This is a genomic window from Bacillus salitolerans (assembly GCF_042680805.1).
GTDB lineage: Bacteria > Bacillota > Bacilli > Bacillales > SA4 > Bacillus_CJ > Bacillus_CJ salitolerans.
Map to the genome: position 1 here is coordinate 16,783 of NZ_JBHUEM010000023.1, position 19,018 is coordinate 35,800.

General features: G+C 37.0%; 21 protein-coding genes. 13 read left to right on the plus strand and 8 right to left on the minus strand.

Annotated features, from left to right (window positions below; translation table 11 throughout):
- Window positions 1-6: 6 nt before the first annotated feature.
- The gene (locus tag ACFSCX_RS14485; protein WP_377928960.1) at window positions 7-438 is read left to right on the plus strand and encodes a DnaJ family domain-containing protein; all 432 of its coding nucleotides are present in this window, start codon (window positions 7-9) and stop codon (window positions 436-438) included.
- Between the two features lie 333 nt (window positions 439-771).
- On the opposite strand, the gene ACFSCX_RS14490 is transcribed toward ACFSCX_RS14485, so the two are convergent.
- The 3 genes from ACFSCX_RS14490 to ACFSCX_RS14500 form a co-directional block, all read right to left on the minus strand.
- A complete protein-coding gene (locus ACFSCX_RS14490; protein WP_377928961.1) occupies window positions 772-909 on the minus strand; it encodes a hypothetical protein in 138 nt (45 codons plus the stop codon).
- 63 nt (window positions 910-972) lie between these two features.
- Complete coding sequence (locus ACFSCX_RS14495; protein ID WP_377928962.1) at window positions 973-1,428, minus strand: NUDIX hydrolase; 456 nt, start codon at window positions 1,426-1,428, stop codon at window positions 973-975.
- A gap of 58 nt (window positions 1,429-1,486) precedes the next feature.
- The gene (locus ACFSCX_RS14500) at window positions 1,487-1,915 is read right to left on the minus strand and encodes an ester cyclase (protein WP_377928963.1); all 429 of its coding nucleotides are present in this window, start codon (window positions 1,913-1,915) and stop codon (window positions 1,487-1,489) included.
- Between the two features lie 372 nt (window positions 1,916-2,287).
- On the opposite strand from ACFSCX_RS14500, the gene ACFSCX_RS14505 reads away from it, so the two are divergent.
- Window positions 2,288-3,268, plus strand: coding sequence for a phosphotransferase enzyme family protein (locus ACFSCX_RS14505; RefSeq protein ID WP_377928964.1), 981 nt, complete (start codon window positions 2,288-2,290; stop codon window positions 3,266-3,268).
- A gap of 493 nt (window positions 3,269-3,761) precedes the next feature.
- Here ACFSCX_RS14505 and ACFSCX_RS14510 read toward each other — a convergent pair whose 3' ends face one another.
- A complete protein-coding gene (locus ACFSCX_RS14510; RefSeq protein ID WP_377928965.1) occupies window positions 3,762-4,685 on the minus strand; it encodes a VanW family protein in 924 nt (307 codons plus the stop codon).
- 244 nt (window positions 4,686-4,929) lie between these two features.
- Here ACFSCX_RS14510 and ACFSCX_RS14515 point away from each other — a divergent pair, with 244 nt between their 5' ends.
- Together ACFSCX_RS14515 and ACFSCX_RS14520 are read left to right on the plus strand one after the other, a co-directional pair.
- Window positions 4,930-6,447 (plus strand): sodium-dependent transporter, encoded by a 1,518-nt coding sequence (locus tag ACFSCX_RS14515; protein WP_377928966.1) that lies wholly within the window; start codon window positions 4,930-4,932, stop codon window positions 6,445-6,447.
- Entirely contained in the window at window positions 6,447-6,554 is a 108-nt protein-coding gene (locus tag ACFSCX_RS14520) for a methionine/alanine import family NSS transporter small subunit (protein WP_377928967.1), read from the plus strand. Before ACFSCX_RS14515 ends, ACFSCX_RS14520 begins: the two co-directional genes overlap by 1 nt.
- A gap of 37 nt (window positions 6,555-6,591) precedes the next feature.
- Here ACFSCX_RS14520 and ACFSCX_RS14525 read toward each other — a convergent pair whose 3' ends face one another.
- Window positions 6,592-7,572, minus strand: coding sequence for a M23 family metallopeptidase (locus ACFSCX_RS14525; protein ID WP_377928968.1), 981 nt, complete (start codon window positions 7,570-7,572; stop codon window positions 6,592-6,594).
- A 276-nt stretch (window positions 7,573-7,848) separates the two neighbouring features.
- Between ACFSCX_RS14525 and lipA the strand changes: the two genes are divergently transcribed.
- Window positions 7,849-8,733, plus strand: a complete 885-nt coding sequence (lipA, locus tag ACFSCX_RS14530; RefSeq protein ID WP_377928969.1) for a lipoyl synthase — start codon at window positions 7,849-7,851, stop codon at window positions 8,731-8,733.
- Between the two features lie 82 nt (window positions 8,734-8,815).
- On the opposite strand, the gene ACFSCX_RS14535 is transcribed toward lipA, so the two are convergent.
- Window positions 8,816-9,544 carry a YhcN/YlaJ family sporulation lipoprotein gene (locus ACFSCX_RS14535; protein WP_377928970.1) on the minus strand — a complete coding sequence of 243 codons (729 nt, stop codon included), beginning with the start codon at window positions 9,542-9,544 and terminating at the stop codon, window positions 8,816-8,818.
- Between the two features lie 236 nt (window positions 9,545-9,780).
- On the opposite strand from ACFSCX_RS14535, the gene ACFSCX_RS14540 reads away from it, so the two are divergent.
- A complete protein-coding gene (locus ACFSCX_RS14540) occupies window positions 9,781-10,056 on the plus strand; it encodes a YutD family protein (protein ID WP_377928971.1) in 276 nt (91 codons plus the stop codon).
- A 231-nt stretch (window positions 10,057-10,287) separates the two neighbouring features.
- Here the strand turns inward: ACFSCX_RS14540 and ACFSCX_RS14545 are convergent, their stop codons facing one another.
- Window positions 10,288-10,554 (minus strand): DUF3055 domain-containing protein, encoded by a 267-nt coding sequence (locus tag ACFSCX_RS14545; RefSeq protein WP_377928972.1) that lies wholly within the window; start codon window positions 10,552-10,554, stop codon window positions 10,288-10,290.
- Between the two features lie 184 nt (window positions 10,555-10,738).
- Between ACFSCX_RS14545 and ACFSCX_RS14550 the strand changes: the two genes are divergently transcribed.
- The 3 genes from ACFSCX_RS14550 (at window position 10,739) to ACFSCX_RS14560 (ending at window position 13,410) form a co-directional block, all read left to right on the plus strand.
- Window positions 10,739-12,046, plus strand: coding sequence for an EAL domain-containing protein (locus tag ACFSCX_RS14550; RefSeq protein ID WP_377928973.1), 1,308 nt, complete (start codon window positions 10,739-10,741; stop codon window positions 12,044-12,046).
- A 32-nt stretch (window positions 12,047-12,078) separates the two neighbouring features.
- Complete coding sequence (gene hepT, locus ACFSCX_RS14555) at window positions 12,079-12,531, plus strand: type VII toxin-antitoxin system HepT family RNase toxin (protein ID WP_377928974.1); 453 nt, start codon at window positions 12,079-12,081, stop codon at window positions 12,529-12,531.
- A 108-nt stretch (window positions 12,532-12,639) separates the two neighbouring features.
- On the plus strand, window positions 12,640-13,410 hold the full coding sequence (locus ACFSCX_RS14560) for a TIGR01457 family HAD-type hydrolase (protein ID WP_377928975.1): 771 nt from the start codon (window positions 12,640-12,642) through the stop codon (window positions 13,408-13,410).
- A 201-nt stretch (window positions 13,411-13,611) separates the two neighbouring features.
- Here ACFSCX_RS14560 and ACFSCX_RS14565 read toward each other — a convergent pair whose 3' ends face one another.
- Complete coding sequence (locus ACFSCX_RS14565) at window positions 13,612-14,121, minus strand: phosphatidylglycerophosphatase A family protein (protein ID WP_377928976.1); 510 nt, start codon at window positions 14,119-14,121, stop codon at window positions 13,612-13,614.
- Between the two features lie 136 nt (window positions 14,122-14,257).
- Between ACFSCX_RS14565 and yutH the strand changes: the two genes are divergently transcribed.
- The 4 genes from yutH to thrB all read left to right on the plus strand — a co-directional run bounded on the left by yutH (window position 14,258) and on the right by thrB (window position 18,997).
- On the plus strand, window positions 14,258-15,259 hold the full coding sequence (gene yutH, locus ACFSCX_RS14570) for a spore coat putative kinase YutH (RefSeq protein ID WP_377928977.1): 1,002 nt from the start codon (window positions 14,258-14,260) through the stop codon (window positions 15,257-15,259).
- Window positions 15,260-15,712: 453 nt separating this feature from the next.
- On the plus strand, window positions 15,713-17,005 hold the full coding sequence (locus ACFSCX_RS14575; protein ID WP_377928978.1) for a homoserine dehydrogenase: 1,293 nt from the start codon (window positions 15,713-15,715) through the stop codon (window positions 17,003-17,005).
- A complete protein-coding gene (gene thrC / locus ACFSCX_RS14580) occupies window positions 17,005-18,072 on the plus strand; it encodes a threonine synthase (protein WP_377928979.1) in 1,068 nt (355 codons plus the stop codon). Before ACFSCX_RS14575 ends, thrC begins: the two co-directional genes overlap by 1 nt.
- Window positions 18,065-18,997, plus strand: a complete 933-nt coding sequence (thrB, locus tag ACFSCX_RS14585) for a homoserine kinase (protein WP_377928980.1) — start codon at window positions 18,065-18,067, stop codon at window positions 18,995-18,997. Before thrC ends, thrB begins: the two co-directional genes overlap by 8 nt.
- Window positions 18,998-19,018 lie beyond the last annotated feature (21 nt).

The window sequence follows — 19,018 nt, forward strand, 5'->3', positions numbered from 1 at the left end:
GATTATATGAAAAAAGATGAGATTGGCTCTAGAGAAAAAGCAAAAAACATTATGATGTCTGATCAATCCACTAGTAATTTCACTTGGTTTTATGAAGACCATATTACAAGCATAGTTCGGAGAGCAGAAAAAGAAGGACAGTTTGATGAAATAAAGGGAAAAGAGCTAAACACAGATTATGATTTAAGCTACAACCCTGATAAACAATTAAACAAAGTATTAAAGGATAATGAAGTGCTACCAAGATGGGTGGAGCTTGGACGGGAGATCGATCGTTTGAAATCTGATCTGGCTTTTTATAAAGATGAGTACAACATTAAAAGGACGATTCAGGCGATAAATAAGAAGGTAATGGATTATAATCTTTGTGCACCGAGAACCTCTCAAAAGGCTGGTATTCATTTGGAGAGCTATTTAAATAAAATATTGGGGAGATGACAATGAATATTTTTGATTTACCAACTTTTTCTCAGATGTTCCTTATGGTGAGGCAGATGGTAAGACATTAATGCTAGATATCAGCGCGTAGAATCCTGGTGAGGTACGGAGTAAGGGAGACACTGCAGGTGCATAGCATCAAGCAAGCTTCGTACAACACGAGAAAAGGGTCAAACCCACCAGATAAATATAACAACAATAAGAACCAAAAAATAAAAGGGTTATCAAAGGTCAGTTACGTGACTTTTTGATAGCCCTTTATTAGGTAGTAGGTAGATTTTTCTCATAATTAACTTCTAAAATATTCATTCTCTTGATTCGTCTGAAGGTTGTCTATTCCTCTATACTTGCCTCCACGCCGTCTTCCACGATTGTGTGAAGCTCATTCCAAAAGTAATCATCTTCTTCCACAGATTCACAGACGATTGGATCAAAATCTACTTGTTTTGGATGGTTTTCGTTGCCTTCCATTCATTATTCCTCCTATGGAAAAAATTGAGTGAAGTTCTAACTACCTCTTAATATGTGTGTTATTCAATTTTTCATTCGAAGGGCTTCCTTTAAGGCAAGTAATGAGAGCTCATGATCATCTATAATATAAGGATACTCCTCTGGTTCAACCCATATTCTACAAGTGGTTTCATGCTCTCTTTGAAAGGGTAGACACTCTATGATATCCATTCGGTAATACAGTTGGTATCCGATTAGAGGATATTTTCCGTTTTGGTCATACAAGGGATTTTCTTCATGACTTACTTCAATCATTCCAACTAATTGAATGTTGCCTCTAACAGAAGCTTCTTCATACGCTTCTCGGTGGAAGGCTTCTTCTGGTGTTTCTCCTTTTTCAATGTGACCGCCGGGGTTATTAAACCCTCTTCCTTTTACATGAACTACTACCATTTTTCCTTTCTCGAAACAGAGTCCATGAACACTAGTAATCTTTGAAGGATCAGGCAGCACCTTTACAGGAATCCATGTGAGCTTCACATAGTTTTCATCCCAATTCACATAAATTGAATTATTATCCAAAGTTCATTCAGTCCTTTTAGAAAATTTCATGTGTATTCTGTTTTAAGGCACCAAGCTCAAAAAGGATAGCTGCATCACTGTTTTCACACCATAGCCTGCAAACTTTTCCATTTGAAAATTGAAAGATCATGATTCCAGTTTCTTTGACTCGCTGGTTCTCGGGTGGAATATTAAACCAACCACCTTTATAGGTCATCCATCCTGTATAACGAACGACAAGCTTATCATTTTGTTCGATCATATCCTCAATGGTCCATTCATCGTCTTGAAACACCTTGCGATACCAAACCATAAAATCCTTCATTTTTTCGCGTGTGTTCTCACCACGACGGGAATGATAGATAAAATCCTCGGTGGTCAGTTCATCTAGGACTTGTAAGTCTCCTTTAGTAAAATACTCATTGAACCAACGATGTGCGACAGTTTTATACTGCATCTTAATCATAAGATCGCCTCCTTATCCTATGAATTCTCTTAGTATTTCAACTTTCCTGTGATAAAAAGGTGACAATCTAGTTACATTTAAATAATGTTGTGACTACGTAGGACTAGTCATATTCCAAAATGTGGTATATACTAAAAGTAATAATGAAAGGGGTGATGATAGATGTTTGTTGAAACCAATAAGTATTCAAAGTATCTGTCCTCACCAATCGATTTCTCTTCTATGTAGCCCGAGGACAGGTATGGTCCTGAGCTTTTTACATCATAAAAAAATCTTTCAGGCCAAGAGGTATCTTCTTGGTCATTTTTATTGCATGAAAGGCTCCATTACTTATTGAAAAAATAGAATCAATAAAAATTGGAGATGAATCGTATGTTAAAACTAAGTATGATGAACAAAATCGTGAAAACGGTAGATGAAAATTGGAGAAGTGCCATTGCAGAAACCATTCTCACAAGATGGGGATATGATGAGGGAAGTGTCTATTACTACCGGGGAAGTGCCAATTTTATTTTTGTGTTTAAGAGAGATGGTAAACGATATTTCCTTAGATTTAATCACTCCTCGGAACGAAATTTTGACGAAATACATGATGAATTAAGAATAGTAAATTACTTACATGAACATGGTGTGAAGGTCGCCTTACCAGAAATATCGAGACATAATCAGCTAATAGAATCCGTTGATACAGATCATGGTCTGTTTTATTCAGTTGTATTTGAAGCTCTAGAAGGGAACCATTGGGATATTGAAAACTTAAAAGAAGAGGATTATTATTCATGGGGCCGTGCTTTAGGGAGGTTACATCATATTTTTAAAACAATGCCTGATGAATTTACACTTCATCGAAAAAGCTGGTTTGATCAAGTGGAACATATTCAGCCCTACTTAACTTCTAATGAAAAAGAGGGTCTTCGGGTTCTCGTTGAAAAAATGAAAGCTATTCCTGTCTCGAATGAAAATTATGGGTCGATTCATTTTGACTTTGAATTAGATAATATCATATGGAATAACAATGAGGTTTCAATATTAGATTTTGATGATTGCTCTAGAAATTGGTATGTTGCGGACATCGTGTATGCATTAAGAGATTTAGAGAAGCTGGAAGGTAGGATGTTTGACTCTTTTATAGAAGGGTATAAGCATGAGACAGCTCTAGATGAAAGGGTACTGAAACACATAGAAATTTTCAAAGTATTTCATCATTATTTCGCGTTAGCGAGATTGGTTAGGTCTGTTGATATTGATGAAAAAGACCTAGTAAATGACAGTTTAAGGGGCTTAAGGAAGAAACTCCTACTATATATTCAATCATATCGAGAGAACATTGATGAAAACACGGAGATTTTATAAGAAATGGTATTCTAAAAGCTTAAACAAGATATAGTTTACTAAACTAACATTGGTTATTTAAATTATATATTGATCATATATAATACCGTTTGATTAAAAAGTACCTCTATCTTCAAAGAGTATTTTGAAAAAAAAGGAAAATATAAGTATGACTGGAATATTTAAAGGTAACAAATATTTCCAAAGAAGATAGATTTAATACCCAAGGACTTGGCGCAAGCCAAGTTTTTGTAAATGAATAAGAAATGATAAACATGATTGTATCTTAGTACAATGTACTATAGTAAACCAGCTCCAGCGCCCAGCCACTCGAGGTCAAATTACTCTAAATGAGAAAAAGGGGAAAAGCACCTCTTTTCTCATTTAGAAACATCTGCTCTACCTTAGGCTAAACGGGGTGCTTGCGCCTTTTGTTCGGTGAATGAATTTCATATAGGGATTCCATTATTTCAACCTACATATGCAATCTTGTTCAGTCATTTTGACATCGAAATTATTCAAAATACTCCTTATATAACAACTCCTCCTCAAAATCTGCACTTGAGGCACTCGGGACATTTCGGGGCTCGTAGTTAATGGCTTCCGATGAATATATCGATATATATACTCTACCTTCCATTGATTTTGCTCGTATTAAAATAGGTTGATTGTAGTTATTTTTGAACGTAAAATCAGGTCCATACCAACTAACTGTAGCATCCCGCCCTGGTGGAACATATGGTACACGTTTACTATGTGAGTATCGTTTTACTATCTTTACACCTGCCTGGTCCACAGCATTAAAAAGTGTGGAGGAAACCTGACAAATTCCTCCTCCAATTCCTTCAGACAATTCCCCCTTTACAATAATCGGGGCAGGGAGATATCCTCGTTCTTTAGTTCTTTTTCCAACAACCCCATTAAAAGAGAATACTTCTCCAGGAAAAACAACATGATTATTGATAGACTCGGTAGCGAGACCAATGTTGTGAGTTCGGGTTTTGTTTCTACTATTGAAATAAGTCATATATTGACCAATTCGCTTTACTTTTATAGAAGCGAGCAGTTCACTGTCAACTTTAGGGTAAATGGTTAACGTTGGGACCTCTATTAATCGAGGTCCATCTCCATAATAATACTGATGGAATGCTTCTAGTAGTTTTTGATGGTGCAATCTTCGACCAGCCTGCTCCTTTTGAATAGAACCAGCCTCGTCAATTTTAGCATCGACTGGAGCTATGTAAACCTTCTCCTCCAAATCAAGGATGAATTGATAAAATTTTTCGTCATCAATGATAGGAATATCTGGATGTGTAGTTGCAAAATCATTTCTACTAACTGATGCAATGATTTCACCATTAAAATGAACAGTAAAATTTTCCTCCGTTGATACTTGAAGATGGGGAAAAATAAGTAATAACAATAATAATATTTTCACTAGAATAACACCTCTTACTTCTAGTATGACTAGGAATTCTCCATTTCATGAGGGAAGTGGTGAAAACAGAAATGAGCTAAATCTTGGAAAATGTTATTAAAATGAAAGTTTTTTTTATAAAGTTTGTCTTTACATATACATAATCTGTGGATATACTAACTATATATTAAATAATCAGAATTGTTGAAAGTTTCCAACATCTAGTAAAGTAGGTCGTTGGTAACGAAAAAAGGAGGTCAAAAGTATGAGTAATCGTCCTCAATGGGGAACGAGAGCAGGATTTATTTTAGCAGCTGTAGGGTCCGCGATAGGGTTAGGAAACATTTGGAGATTCCCTGCAACTGCTTATGAAAATGGTGGAGGCGCATTCTTTATTCCTTATTTGTTTGCACTTTTAACAGCCGGTATCCCACTATTAATTCTTGAGTTTACGATGGGCCATAAGTACCGTGGCTCAGCACCACTTTCTTACGGAAGAATGAACAAAAAATTGGAATGGATTGGCTGGTGGCAGGTAGCTGTTTCTTTTGTCATCTCAACCTACTATGCGGTTATTATAGCTTGGGCATTATCTTATACCGTCTTTTCATTTAACCTAAAATGGGGTAGTGACACAGAAGGATTTTTATTTAGCAACTACTTACAGCTAGCGGAGACACCAGGTCAAATTGGTGGGTTAGTTCCTGGAGTATTCTTACCATTACTAATTGTTTGGGCAGTTACTCTTGGAGTGTTATTTAAAGGGATTAAAAAGGGAATTGAGGTCGCGAACCGTATTTTCATTCCTACACTAGTTGTACTATTTACTATTATTGTTATCCGTGCCATTACACTAGATGGTGCAGCTGAAGGATTAAATGCTTTCTTCACTCCTAGCTGGGATAGTATAATGGATGGGAAAGTTTGGGTAGCAGCTTACGGTCAGATCTTCTTCAGTTTATCGATAGCTTTTGCCATTATGATTACGTATTCAAGCTATTTACCTAAAAAGTCTGATATTACGAACAACGCATTCATTACTGGTTTTGGTAACTCTGCATTTGAGTTATTAGCTGGAATTGGAGTATTTAGTGCATTAGGATTTATGGCTGCCCAAAGTAATATGGCAGTAGAAGATGTTGTAAGTGCTGGGGTAGGGTTAGCGTTTGTGGTTTTCCCGCAAATCATTAATGAATTCCCTGCATTAAACGGTCTTTTCGGGTTCTTATTCTTTGGTTCTCTCGTATTAGCAGGTCTCAGCTCGCTAATCTCGATTGTTGAGACATTTGTAGCAGGGGTTCAAGATAAGTTCAAAGTATCCCGTACTAAAGCGGTTCTCTTCGGTGGAGGGTTATCAGCTGTAATCTCCATTCTATTTGCAACAAAAGGTGGATTATACTTCTTAGATGTTGCTGATTACTTTATTAATAGCTTTGGTGTAGCATTATCAGGATTAGTTCAAGTTATTGCAATTGCTTGGTTTGCGAAAGAGCTTAAGAACCTTCAGACTCATGCAAATGGTGTTTCTGATATCGCGCTTGGTACATGGTGGAAGGTGTGCCTAGGAATTATAACTCCAGCGGTACTAGGCTACATGATGTTTAAAAATATTCGCACCAACCTAAATCCAGAAACGTACTACGGAGGTTATGATTTATCATTCCTACTATCTTCTGGATGGATTGTGGCAATCGGAGCTATCGTTCTTGGATTCGTCTTTACATTCTTTAAGTGGGATAAGGATGAGCTTAAAATCCCTGAAAATAAGGAGGTATCTCAATAATGGGCGGAAGTGCAATCGTTATGATGATTGTTGGGATTGTTATTATTTGGGGTGGATTAGCAGTAAGCATTACACATGCTGTGAAAAAAGCAAAATCAAATGCTTAGAAATAAAATCGACAGGTCTTAGTGACCTGTCGATTTTTTACTTTCTGTTTCGTTCTTCTCTTGCCCATGCTCTAAGGTGAGGATAAGGGTCAAAAGACCATTCAGAATATCCATTATCTTTATACATGCCATAGTGTAAGTGTGGTGGAAACTTACCAGCTGTTCCAGGTGGGCCATATCCAGAGCTACCTACAGATCCAATAATCATCCCAGGTTCGACAATCTGTCCAACTTCAATACCTTTGGCAAATCCATTAAGATGAGCATAGTAGTGGTAAGTATTATTTAAATCACGAATTCCAATTCTCCAGCCACCAAATCGGTTCCAGCCTTTAATTTCTACAATACCGTAAGTGGTTGCACGAACTGGGACACCGTAACCGGCAAAAATATCAGTGCCTTCATGGATACGTAGTCCACCCCAGCCACGTCGATCACCCCATGTGTTTTTATAACTATGGTTACTACGGAGCGGAACTGGAAAAGCATGCTTATCAAGATCTAATGTGCCAAAATGCTTATAAATTTTCATATGCCCTAAAATAAGGTCTATTGTTTTATCACGCTGGTAATAATCCCACAACGCAATTTTTATATTATCATGATCAGTACCATAGCTTTGAATATATTGCGCCATTGTATATAGGACATCTTCATCATCTAAACGATTGGCAGTGCCATCCCCATTTCCGTCTTGACCTACTCCTCCAAAGATGCTAATTGTAGAGGGACTTGTATCCTCTTGAACTGGGTTTAGTGGCCCACTCCATTCCTCTTTTGAAAAATGAATCCCAATAGCTCCTTCTGGTTTAGGGAGATCTTTACGTGAATAGCGTAAGTTACGTTCATATTGGTCGATTGCAGCTAGGTAATACCAAGGAATATGAGTAATCGTTTCGAATTTTTTATATAATTCCATTCTTCTCTCATAAAGCTTGGCTTGTTCATCAGAAGATGCCGAAACAATTGATGGGGAAATAATGGAAAAGACTAGTAGTAATACAATTAATCTTTTCACTAGTTAAGCTCCTTTCTTAATATGTTCGGGAATCGAACATTAGCTGATTTTCTCATAATGTTAGTTTGTTTTAGTTGCTGTCAATTCATAAATGCGAATTATTGGAAACTCTCCATGGACCATAAAAATAGAGATTTAACTAGAAGTCAATGTTGGCTTAATTCCTTGTGTTATGGTAAAGTGAGTACAGGATATTAGGACTAGTAACTTAGCTTAAAAAGTAATGGTGTTTTCAACTTTTCATAAAAGTTGATTTCGGATATAGGAGTGATAATGATGGCCAAGAAGGAAGAGTATGTTAGAAAGCCGGAATGGTTAAAAATTAAGCTTAATACGAATGAGAATTATACAGGTTTAAAGAAAATGATGCGTGAGCACAATTTACATACAGTATGTGAAGAGGCTAGATGTCCTAATATTCACGAATGCTGGGCAATTCGCAAAACAGCCACTTTTATGATATTAGGAGATGTTTGTACAAGAGCTTGTCGTTTTTGTGCCGTAAAAACAGGTCTTCCGAATGAACTTGATTGGAAAGAACCAGAACGTGTAGCAGATAGTGTTCGTATTATGGGCTTAAAGCATGCCGTAATAACAGCTGTAGCGAGGGATGATTTAAAGGATGGCGGTGCGGCTGTATTTGCAGAGACAGTTCATGCTGTAAGAAGAAAAAACCCAACAACATCTATAGAAGTTCTTCCATCGGATATGAACGGTGTATATGAGAATTTAAAATTACTTATGGATGCGCGTCCAGATATTCTTAACCACAACATTGAGACGGTTAGAAGGTTATCAGACCGAGTTCGAGCAAGAGCAAAATATGAACGTTCGTTAGAGTTCTTAAGAAGAGCAAAAGAAATGCAACCTGATATTCCAACAAAATCAAGTATCATGATTGGATTGGGTGAAACGAAGGAAGAAATCATCGAGACGATGGATGATTTGCGTGCTAACAATGTTGATATTATGACAATTGGTCAATATTTACAACCAACTAAAAAGCATTTAAAAGTAGAAAAATATTACACACCAGAAGAATTCCAAGAATTGAAAGAGATTGCCTTAAGTAAAGGCTTTAGCCATTGTGAATCAGGTCCACTAGTGAGATCCTCTTATCACGCGGATGAACAAGTGAATGCTGCTAAACAACAGGCATAATTGTAGACTTTCCTAGAAATCATTCTAGGAAAGTATTACGGTTACTAAAAAGTCCAACTCATTAGAGTTGGACTTTTTCACTTTAACGATTGTTTGTGTTCCGAGCATCTCTATTGTACATATTCACAGGGGATTTGCCAGGATTACTTTGATTTAAATCCTCATCATTACCTTCATTGATTTCATTAATTGCTTCCCCATTAGCATTTTCACCATCATTTAATTTACGACCCTGTGGATCATTTAGCATTTCCTTTATCGTTACATCCAGAATCGAGTCAATATCACGGCTGTTTGAGTCCAATTGGCCATATTTTTCAATTTCTCTTATCATTCGAGGATTATCTGATACATACACGTGAAAGTAACGAGGTACTACAGAAATAGCTGTTTTCTTTATTTGGTCGGCTGTTTCAAAGCGATTGGCGGAATCAGTTTCATAGGCAACTAAAACCTCTTCATCAGTCACCAATGTCGCTACATCATTGACATTCGGTAATAGAACAGCCATTTTACTAATAATATCCGCGACCTTTTCACGGTCTAGTGCTGGCATATCATCAAAATAATATTCATCCCGATCACCAGGAATTGGACTTTTCTGATGACGAACAAATCCAAATTTTGTTCCGATGTCGTTATCTTTGCCATCTCGTAAATTATTTTCATTATACGTTTCATTACGTTCCGTTAAATGAATCGCTTTTCCATTCTCTGAATAAAACTCTTCATCATCTGAAAAAGCTTCGTATTGACAAGCTGTAAGTAGTGATAAAAAGGCTATCCCTACAAGTAAAAGTGGTTTTTTCAACTTCGTCACCCCCTCAATATGTAGGTTGACCATAAAGCTGTTTTTTTGTACGTAGCAATTGTTGGGGATGATTAGTTGATGAACAATCATTCCTTCAAAAAATTGTTATTACGTGGATCGTATAATTCCACTGCATAAAAAATCTCTTTGTATCCGAGATATGGTAGTTAAGATTTCTAAGATTAGCTTTTTTTACGTACTAAATGTGGTAAAATATAGGTCATAGAGGTGAGTACATGATTGTATTAAATAATATCCAATATGAGGTAGTAGAAAATTATCGTAATGGATTTAATGAAGAAGCCTTTCGCGCGAGATATAGTGAGATATTAAATAAATATGACTACATCGTAGGTGATTGGGGTTATAATCAACTTCGATTAAGAGGCTTCTTTGATGATCAAAATCAAAAGGCAACCTATGATACAAAAATCAGTACCTTATCAGAATATTTATTAGAGTATTGTAATTTTGGCTGTTCGTATTTTGTAATACGTAAAGTGAAAAAATAGCAATCGAATTATATCGATTGCTATTTTTTATTATTAGGAAAGTATAAAAGTTTTAAGCAAGAGAATGGGCTAGTGAGTTGGAATCCAGCTCCAGCACAAGGCGACCGAGGTCAAAATAAACCAAAATGAGAAAAAGGGGAAAATCACCCTTTTTTTCATACCAGAACATTTGCTCTGCCTTAGGCTAAACGGGACGCCCTGAGCCTTTTGTACTGTTGGCTAAATTTGATGTTATACAATTTCGTATAAAAATGATCGTAACTCCTCGGCATCCTCTTCATTTAGGTTGTATGCCTCTTCTAAATAACCAGGTTCATCAAGATCATCTTGTCCGATTATAGCAAAACGACCGCTTTGAATATCGAGTACAAGCTTTTTTCCGTAATAACGGTCAGACATAATAATCGCCAAATCAAAACGATGATTTTCTCCCATAAAGCTTACAAATCGCGTTTTTGTCTGAACCATATCATCATATAAGTATAATCTTTCTGACATATTAATCCTCCTACATCGTGACAAATCTTCTTCTATTTTTGCTCTTTCTATCTTAACATTTTCAAACATACATGTGTAAAGGAACCGAGAATTTTTTATATTCTAAAACGAAGTATTTTGGTTTTTATGGTAAAATAAAGAATATTAGAAGACATTACCGCAACAGGAAGGGAGATCCAAAATTATGCCCCAGCGGTTTTGGGAATCAATTAACAAACAAGTAAGCAAATGGAGTAAGCTTTTTCTTGCTCGGAAATACCTACGATTCTACCCGCCCTCATTTGTACTACGAAACCCGATTCTTGAAGGGGTTCAGGCATCCTTTAGAAATGGTCAACAAATAGCGGTCATTGTATTTAATATTTCAAATTTGCAAAACCTAATTGAGCAATTTGGAATATCTCACTGTAAACAATACCAACTATTTGTTAGACAAGCTTTACAGGATTCTGTTGTAAAAGTGTTCCCAAATCAAAATATTTTATCTTTACACAATTATTCGAGCAACGGAATTGCTCTTATTGTTCAATTTCCGGAAAGTAAGAAGGGCTTTATTGATTTGGAAATCTCTATTAATGACATTATGTCAAAATTGGATATCCTTCATCATCATTCGAATATAGACATGCCTGTCCAGCTTAATACCGGTTATATGTTTATAGAAGAAATAGAAGCTAGTGCTGAAGATGCGATTGATAGGGCCTATCGCCAAGCTGATGCTATGGCTGAAAAGAGAATTCATTCTAAATATAATGAGCTTGTATTTGAGATGACAAGAATTATAAAGAATAAGGATGTTGAATTACTTGCCCAGCCTATCATCGATGTATCTAGTAATCAAATTAAGGCGTGGGAAATATTATCAAGGGGTCCCAAAGGTACATCATTGGAAAGTCCACTTCAACTCTTTTCAGTGGCGAGGCAAACAAACAGACTATTTAATTTAGAAATGATTGTGTTAGAGCAAGCCTTTGAACAAATCATAAAAACAGGATGTCCTCATCTTGTATTTATTAATCTTACACCGATTAGTCTTGGAAATCCTGAAATTCTTAAATCTATGAAGAAATTGTTAACAAAGTACAGACAGGTTGATCCATATAAAATCATTCTTGAGATTACTGAACGCGATTCAATTCAAGGATACAAGCACTTCGTTGAAAATATCCAATCTTTACGATCGATGGGGTTCCGTATTGCCGTTGACGATACAGGGGCAGGCTATGCAAGTCTACATACAATTAGTGAAGTATTACCCGATATTATAAAGATTGATCGATCGGTCATTCAAAATATTGATACATGTACGGTAAAAGAATCTATGTTGAAAGGTTTGTTGTTAATAGCGAAAGAAACTGGATCTATCGTTGTCGCAGAGGGAATTGAAAAAGAAGGAGAAGCATCGGTTCTCTCTCGCAATAATGTCGATTTAGCGCAAGGGTATTTCTATGCCAAGCCAGACGCTTTACCTAGTATGGTGTCTTCCTTTTAATGTTGAATGAGGAAAGAAGGGATGAATGAATTATGTATTTTGTTGATCGAGCTAAGATAGAAGAGACGTTAACCTATTTAGAAAAGTTGACACACCAATTTTCTGAGGTTGACCAGTGGGATACTGGAGTTCATCGTTCAGCTCTTGAAAGAATAGGTCACCTTATGATTGAATCAATCCTTGATGTAGGGAATGCAATGATTGATGGATTTATCATGAGAGATCCAGGAAGCTATGAGGACATTATTGATATTTTAGAGGATGAGAAGGTTATATCACCTGAAGACGCCCTTTCACTAAAATCATTGATATCTTTCCGTAAGGTCCTAGTCCAAGAATACACGAATGTGAATCACCAAAAATTGCATGCAACCATTGAGAAGGAATGGAAGGCGATTACTGTTTTCCCCGATAAAATTCGGAATTATCTACTAAATGAATTAGGTCCAGTAAGTGCTTTTATTCCTCAACAACATAACAAATAGGAGATCTTGCTAATCGCTTCCAGCCGGAGCGATTTTTTCACTAGAACAAACTGAATATCCAAAGAATATACATCAAGGATTTACATATAGGCAGAAAGGGTGACTAGTTTGAAAGAATATAAAGGCTATTTAATTGATCTAGACGGTACCATGTATCGTGGGAAAGAAAAGATTATAGATGCGTGTGAATTTGTACAAACGTTACATCAGAAAAATATCCCTTATCTATTTGTAACGAATAACTCGTCTCAAACACCAGAGCAGGTTTCCGAGAAATTGAGGAGTTTTGATATTCCAGCAAAGCCACAGCAAGTGTTTACAACTAGTCAAGCAACCGCTAACTATATATATGATTTAAAGAAGGATGCATCTGTATATGTAGTTGGAGAAGAGGGGATCAAACAGGCTTTAGTTGAGAAAGGATTTAGTATGAAAGAAGAATCCCCAGATTTCGTTGTAATGGGGATTGACAGACAAATCAATTACGAAAAACTAGCTCATGCTTGTCTGGCAGTGAGAAACGGAGCAAGATTTATTTCAACAAACGGTGATATTGCGATCCCGACTGAAAGAGGGCTTTTACCTGGAAACGGTTCATTAACCTCTGTCGTCACTGTTTCAACAGAGGTGAGCCCTATTTTTATCGGTAAGCCTGAGAGGATTATTATGGATCAAGCATTAAAGACACTTGGTACTTCTACTAACGATACTTTGATGATAGGGGATAATTATCATACAGATATTTTAGCAGGCATCCATGCGGGGCTTGACACACTTCTTGTTCATACGGGTGTCACCACTCCACGTCATCTACTTGAGTTGAAGGAGCAACCTACCTATGTTGTACATTCTTTAAAGGAATGGCTTGATCGAATTTGAAGCAATAAAATTTCCGTATGAAGCCCGCGGTTATACTAAGGAAGGAAATAGGCTTTTTATGTGAGCGAACCTACAGGTGAGAGTGAATAACCTGAAGTAATTAGAAGTGATCCTCCATTATTTGCTTCAGGTTATTTAACTTGCGGTGTTGAATCAAAACTGGCACCTAGCCAAATGTTTCTTAGCACAATTTTTTCCTTATTACCCCTGGGCCTCATTTGCTGCTGCACTATGAGCTAATCTGCTAGATGCAGCTGCCGCAATAGCCCCAACAATATCATCTAAAAAGGTATGGCATTTACCGGAAGATTTGTCGTTTAGTTTTTCAAGAATTCCCGGCTTTTGTTTATCGATATACCCAAAATTAGTAAAGCCAATCGAACCATATATATTCACAATGGATAAGGCGATGACCTCATCAACTCCATACAGTCCTTCGTCAATTTCAATAGAGGTTTGTAAGGGTTCCTCGAGTGCCTTTTGTTCTGCCAATCGATCTAACTGTATTCCCGTTAGGATTGCATTTTGAACCTCGCGTTTTGAAAGCACTTTTTCTACATTATGGATACATAGTTCCTTTGTTAAATTTGGATGATATTTTACTTGGAGAAAGTATACAAGATCACCAATATCCTCTATTGTCACTCCTCTTTCACTAAGCCATGCTCTTGCCGTTGTTTCTAAATCACTTATATAAGGATTTTCCATCATATTCACCCTTCTTTTTATTGTCGTCTACCTCTTACATAATTTCCGTTGATTACTAATTTATTCGAAAAAGTAATAGTTTTATTACAAGTTTTCCCTAACTTGCTCATATAAATAAGCAGAAGGAGGGAGCGAAACCATGAAAAAGTATTTACAAAGCTTATATAACATAGAGGTAGATCACGTAGGCAACTTTCGAAGCTTTGAGAAATATAAATATAAAAATGGTACATATCTAGTTGTTCCAGTGTCGCATATTGACCCAGGGGAACTAGATGAGATATCGCAGCTAGGTGACTATTTCTATTATAAAGGTGATCAGCATGTTGCGACCATTGTAAAAAACAAAAGAGGAGAAATTATTAGCAAAGCAGATGAGGGGATGTTTGTTTTATTGAAATGCCCTTCTAATGCTTCCTATAGAAATTCTTCAATCGGTGCGGAGTTAGCAAAGTTTCATCATAACGGTCGCCGTATCCCTTTTCCTGTGCAAAAACTAATTCGAATTGGACAATGGAAAAATCTTTGGGAAAAACGACTTGACCAGATGGAGCAATTTTGGCTGAAGAAGCTAACAGACCACCCAGGTGAAACGTTTGAACGATTATTTATAGAATCCTTTCCTTATTATGTTGGTCTTACAGAAAACGCCATTCAATATTTAGTGGATACCGAAATAGATGATCAGCCAAAGGAGATTGATGCAGGGACTGTATGTCATCATCGATTCTCGAGTGATTGTTGGAATGAGAAGGAATTTATGAAGCTGCCTACTGATTGGGTGTTCGATCATCCAAGTAGAGACTTAGTCGAATGGATTCGTGCTGATTTTTGGTCAGGAAAAAATAGGGAAAATCGAAACGCCTATAACATGCTAGCTGAATATGAGTCTGTTTCACCTCTTTCCTCCTTTTCATACAGACTACTGTATTCAAGATTGCTTTTTCCAGTACATTATTTTGAATGTATTGAAAGGTATTATCGGACAAATGATGAAGGGGTTAAGAGTGAATCAGTTTTGGAATTAAAAAATATACTAAAAAGATCGGTTCAATATGAACAGTTATTAAAAAATATTCATGCTACATTATCACAGCGGGTGAGGTATCAGAACTTACCAAAAGTAAATTGGATTGGATGAGAAAGGAGGGAACTTACCCCTTCTTTTTTTTGTAAGATAAGAAAGTTACTGGTGTTTAGTTTATACACTGGTACTACTAAATCCAGCTCTAGCGACCAGTCAAGATGAAATGGCGACGATCTTTGCCATTTCATCCTACTCGAGGGAAAAAGAAAAATCATTTTTTCCCTTGGCCAAATAACCTGTCAAGAATATAAGGGAAAACCACCCTTTTTTTATGACAGAACATTAGCTCTGCCTTAGGCTAAACGGGGCGTCCTGAGCCTTTTGTTCGTATATTTTATAAAATTGTTTCAAAAAACAGTATGCATAAAGAAACCTTCCCTTTCGAGCAACTACATTTCGTTAAGCATTCATAAAAATATATTGCTATTATCCAGTGACCCATTATATAATGTCCATTATAAATAAACAAATGTACATTTCAGATGAACAAAAAGGAGTAGAGGAAAAATGAACAAGCCAATTGTCATTGGAATGATAGGATTAGGAACTGTTGGAAGTGGTGTTATGAGACTAATTGCTAGAAATGCTGAGCAGTTCTTACATAAGGTTGGAGCACCGTTAGTCATAAAACATGTAGCGGTTCAGTCGAAAGAAAAGGAAAGAGATTTAGAGGTTGCTCCTCAAGTTTTAACAGACAATGTTGAGGATATTTTAAATGATCCAGAAATTGATATCGTCGTGGAAGTTATGGGGGGAATTGAGCAGGCGAAGCAGTATGTAACGAAAGCATTACAGAATAAAAAGCATGTTATTACAGCGAATAAAGATTTAATAGCTCTTCATGGTGCTGAGTTAGCTCAATTGGCAAATGAATATGAATGTGACTTATTTTATGAAGCAAGTGTTGGTGGGGGAATTCCAATTATCCGTAGTCTTACCCATGGTTTAGCTTCAGACGAAATTAATCGGGTTGTTGGCATTGTTAATGGCACAACGAATTATATACTTACAAAAATGTCACAAAACCATGAGGATTTTGGAGATGTACTTCAAGATGCAAAGGCAAAGGGTTTTGCCGAAAGCGATCCTAGCTCTGACATTGATGGATTAGATGCTGCAAGAAAAATGGCTATTTTATCAGGGCTCGCATTCTCAACAAATATCGATTTAAGTGATGTACATGTAAAAGGGATAAGACATGTTTCACTAGAAGATATCAAATATATTCAAAATCTTGGATATACATTGAAATTGTTAGGTATTGGTGACAGAAAGCACCAAAAGATTGAAATCAGTGTGGAACCAACTTTACTACCAAATTCACATCCTCTTGCATCTGTTCATAATGAGTTTAATGCTGTTTATTTATATGGAGAGGCTGTAGGCGAGACAATGTTTTATGGACCTGGGGCAGGAAGTCTTCCAACTGCAACAGCAGTTGTATCAGATGTCTTAGAAGCAGCCAAAAATTTACGCCTCGGTACGACGGGGAGAAGCTATATTACACCTCAATATGGAAAAGATCTAAAATCTAATGCTGAAATGGATCGTAAATATTTCTTCCGTATCTTAGTAAAAGACAAACCAGGAGCACTTGCACAAATCACATCCATTTTTGCTAAGCATGGAATTAGTTTAGAGCGTATCCTTCAACAGCCAAAAAGTAAAAGTGTTGCGGAGGTCGTTTTAATCACATACCGTTCTTCCTATGAAAACTATGAAGAAGTATTCAACGAATTTGAGCAGCTAGATGTAATTGACAGCATATTAAGCTCATACCGTGTTGAGGGGGAAGAATAATGTCACTCTGGAGAGGATTAATAAAGGAATATGAAGCTTTTCTACCTGTGACTGAACAAACTCCATCTCTGACATTGTGTGAAGGCAATACACCTTTGCTTCATTTACAGAATCTTTCAGCAATGTTAAATATAAATTTCTTTGTGAAGTGGGAAGGAGTGAACCCGACTGGATCATTTAAGGATCGAGGGATGGTTTTAGCGGTAGCCAAAGCAATGGAACACGGCAGTAAGATGATAATGTGTGCATCGACAGGGAATACATCCGCCTCCGCAGCTGCTTATGCAGCCCGAGCAGGTCTTAGGTGTATCATTGTAATCCCGCAAGGAAAGATTGCAGCTGGAAAGCTTGCTCAGGCATTTATGTATGGCGCAGAAATTATCCAGATTGATGGAAACTTTGATGATGCACTAGCTATCGTGCAACAGGTATGTAACGCTGAGGAAATTACACTAGTAAATTCAGTAAATCCTTATCGTATCGAAGGTCAAAAAACAGCATCCTTCGAAATTTGTGATCAGCTTTCAAAGGCGCCAGATATTCTTGCGATTCCGGTTGGGAATGCAGGGAATATTACGGCTTATTGGAAAGGGTTTAAAGAATATCATGAACACTATGGGACATATTTACCTAAAATGTATGGGTACCAAGCAAGTGGAGCTGCACCATTAGTGCGTAACCAAAAAGTAGATGTTCCTGAAACAATTGCCACTGCGATTAGAATCGGTAATCCGGCTAGTTGGAATGGTGCAGTTGAAGCAGTTAGTCAATCAGGAGGAGCCTTTGAAGAGGTCACAGACCAAGAGATTACCGAAGCTTATCAGCTTATTGCTCGAAAGGAAGGAATTTTTGCAGAGCCTGGGTCATGTGCATCCATTGCTGGAATTATAAAGGACAGCAAGCGGGATAAAATAAAGGCGGGCACTACTGTTGTAGCCGTGTTGACAGGGAATGGGTTAAAAGATCCTGCTTATGCCATGGAAATTCAAGATTTAAGCCCCGTAACTTTGTCCAATAATCGAGAAGAAATACAGCGGTATTTAAAAGGGGTGGTAAGTCATGTATGAGGATGATTCTATTTGTATCACCGTCCCAGGAAGTACTGCAAATCTTGGACCAGGGTTTGATTCAATAGGGCTTGCTGTTAATAAGTACTTATCTCTTAAAGTTTCTAGGTCAAAGGAATCGTCCATTACCACATCTAGTGAATTACTACTTGAAATGGAAAGAGGAGAGGAAAACTTAATCTATCAAGTTTATAGTGGTATCTGTAAGGATTACGGGGTTACAGTAGAACCGTTACACATAGACGTCCAAAGCGATATCCCCCTTTCGCGAGGATTAGGAAGTAGTGGTTCTGCAATCATTGCAGGAATTGAATTAGCAAATACAATAGGAAAATTGTCTCTCTCGAACGAACAAAAACTCATCTCAGCTTTAAAATGGGAAAACCACTTAGATAATATAGCAGCATCATTGTACGGAGGGCTCGTTATTACGACCTTTGTAAAAGGAGTACCTGTTGTTGTAAAATCTGACTGTTCAACAGTGGATATTGTCGCCATTATTCCTTCTTATTCGGTTTCAACGAAAGATGCTAGAAGCGTACTTCCAGCAAGTTTGCCATTTATGGATGCGATTCAAGGAAGTGCCCATAGTAATGTGCTTGTAGCAGCACTATTAAAGGGGGATTGGGACTTAGCGGGTAAGGTCATGAAAAAGGACCTTTTTCATCAAGGATACCGTGCTCCCCTAGTTAATAAATGGGAAACACTTGAAGACTATTCGAGTAAAAATAAAAATGTTTATGGGATGACATTAAGTGGTGCAGGACCAACTGTTCTCCTTTTTGTTCAGGAAGGTTTTGGGGAAGGTGTCGTACAAGAACTTTCTTATCTTCATTGTAAAGTTGAACTACTACAGGTTGAAACATCCGGAAGTAGAATTAACATACTAGAAACGTGTAACGGTGATAGATGTAGTCAATCATAGAAAAAGCGCTCTCTAGTGAAT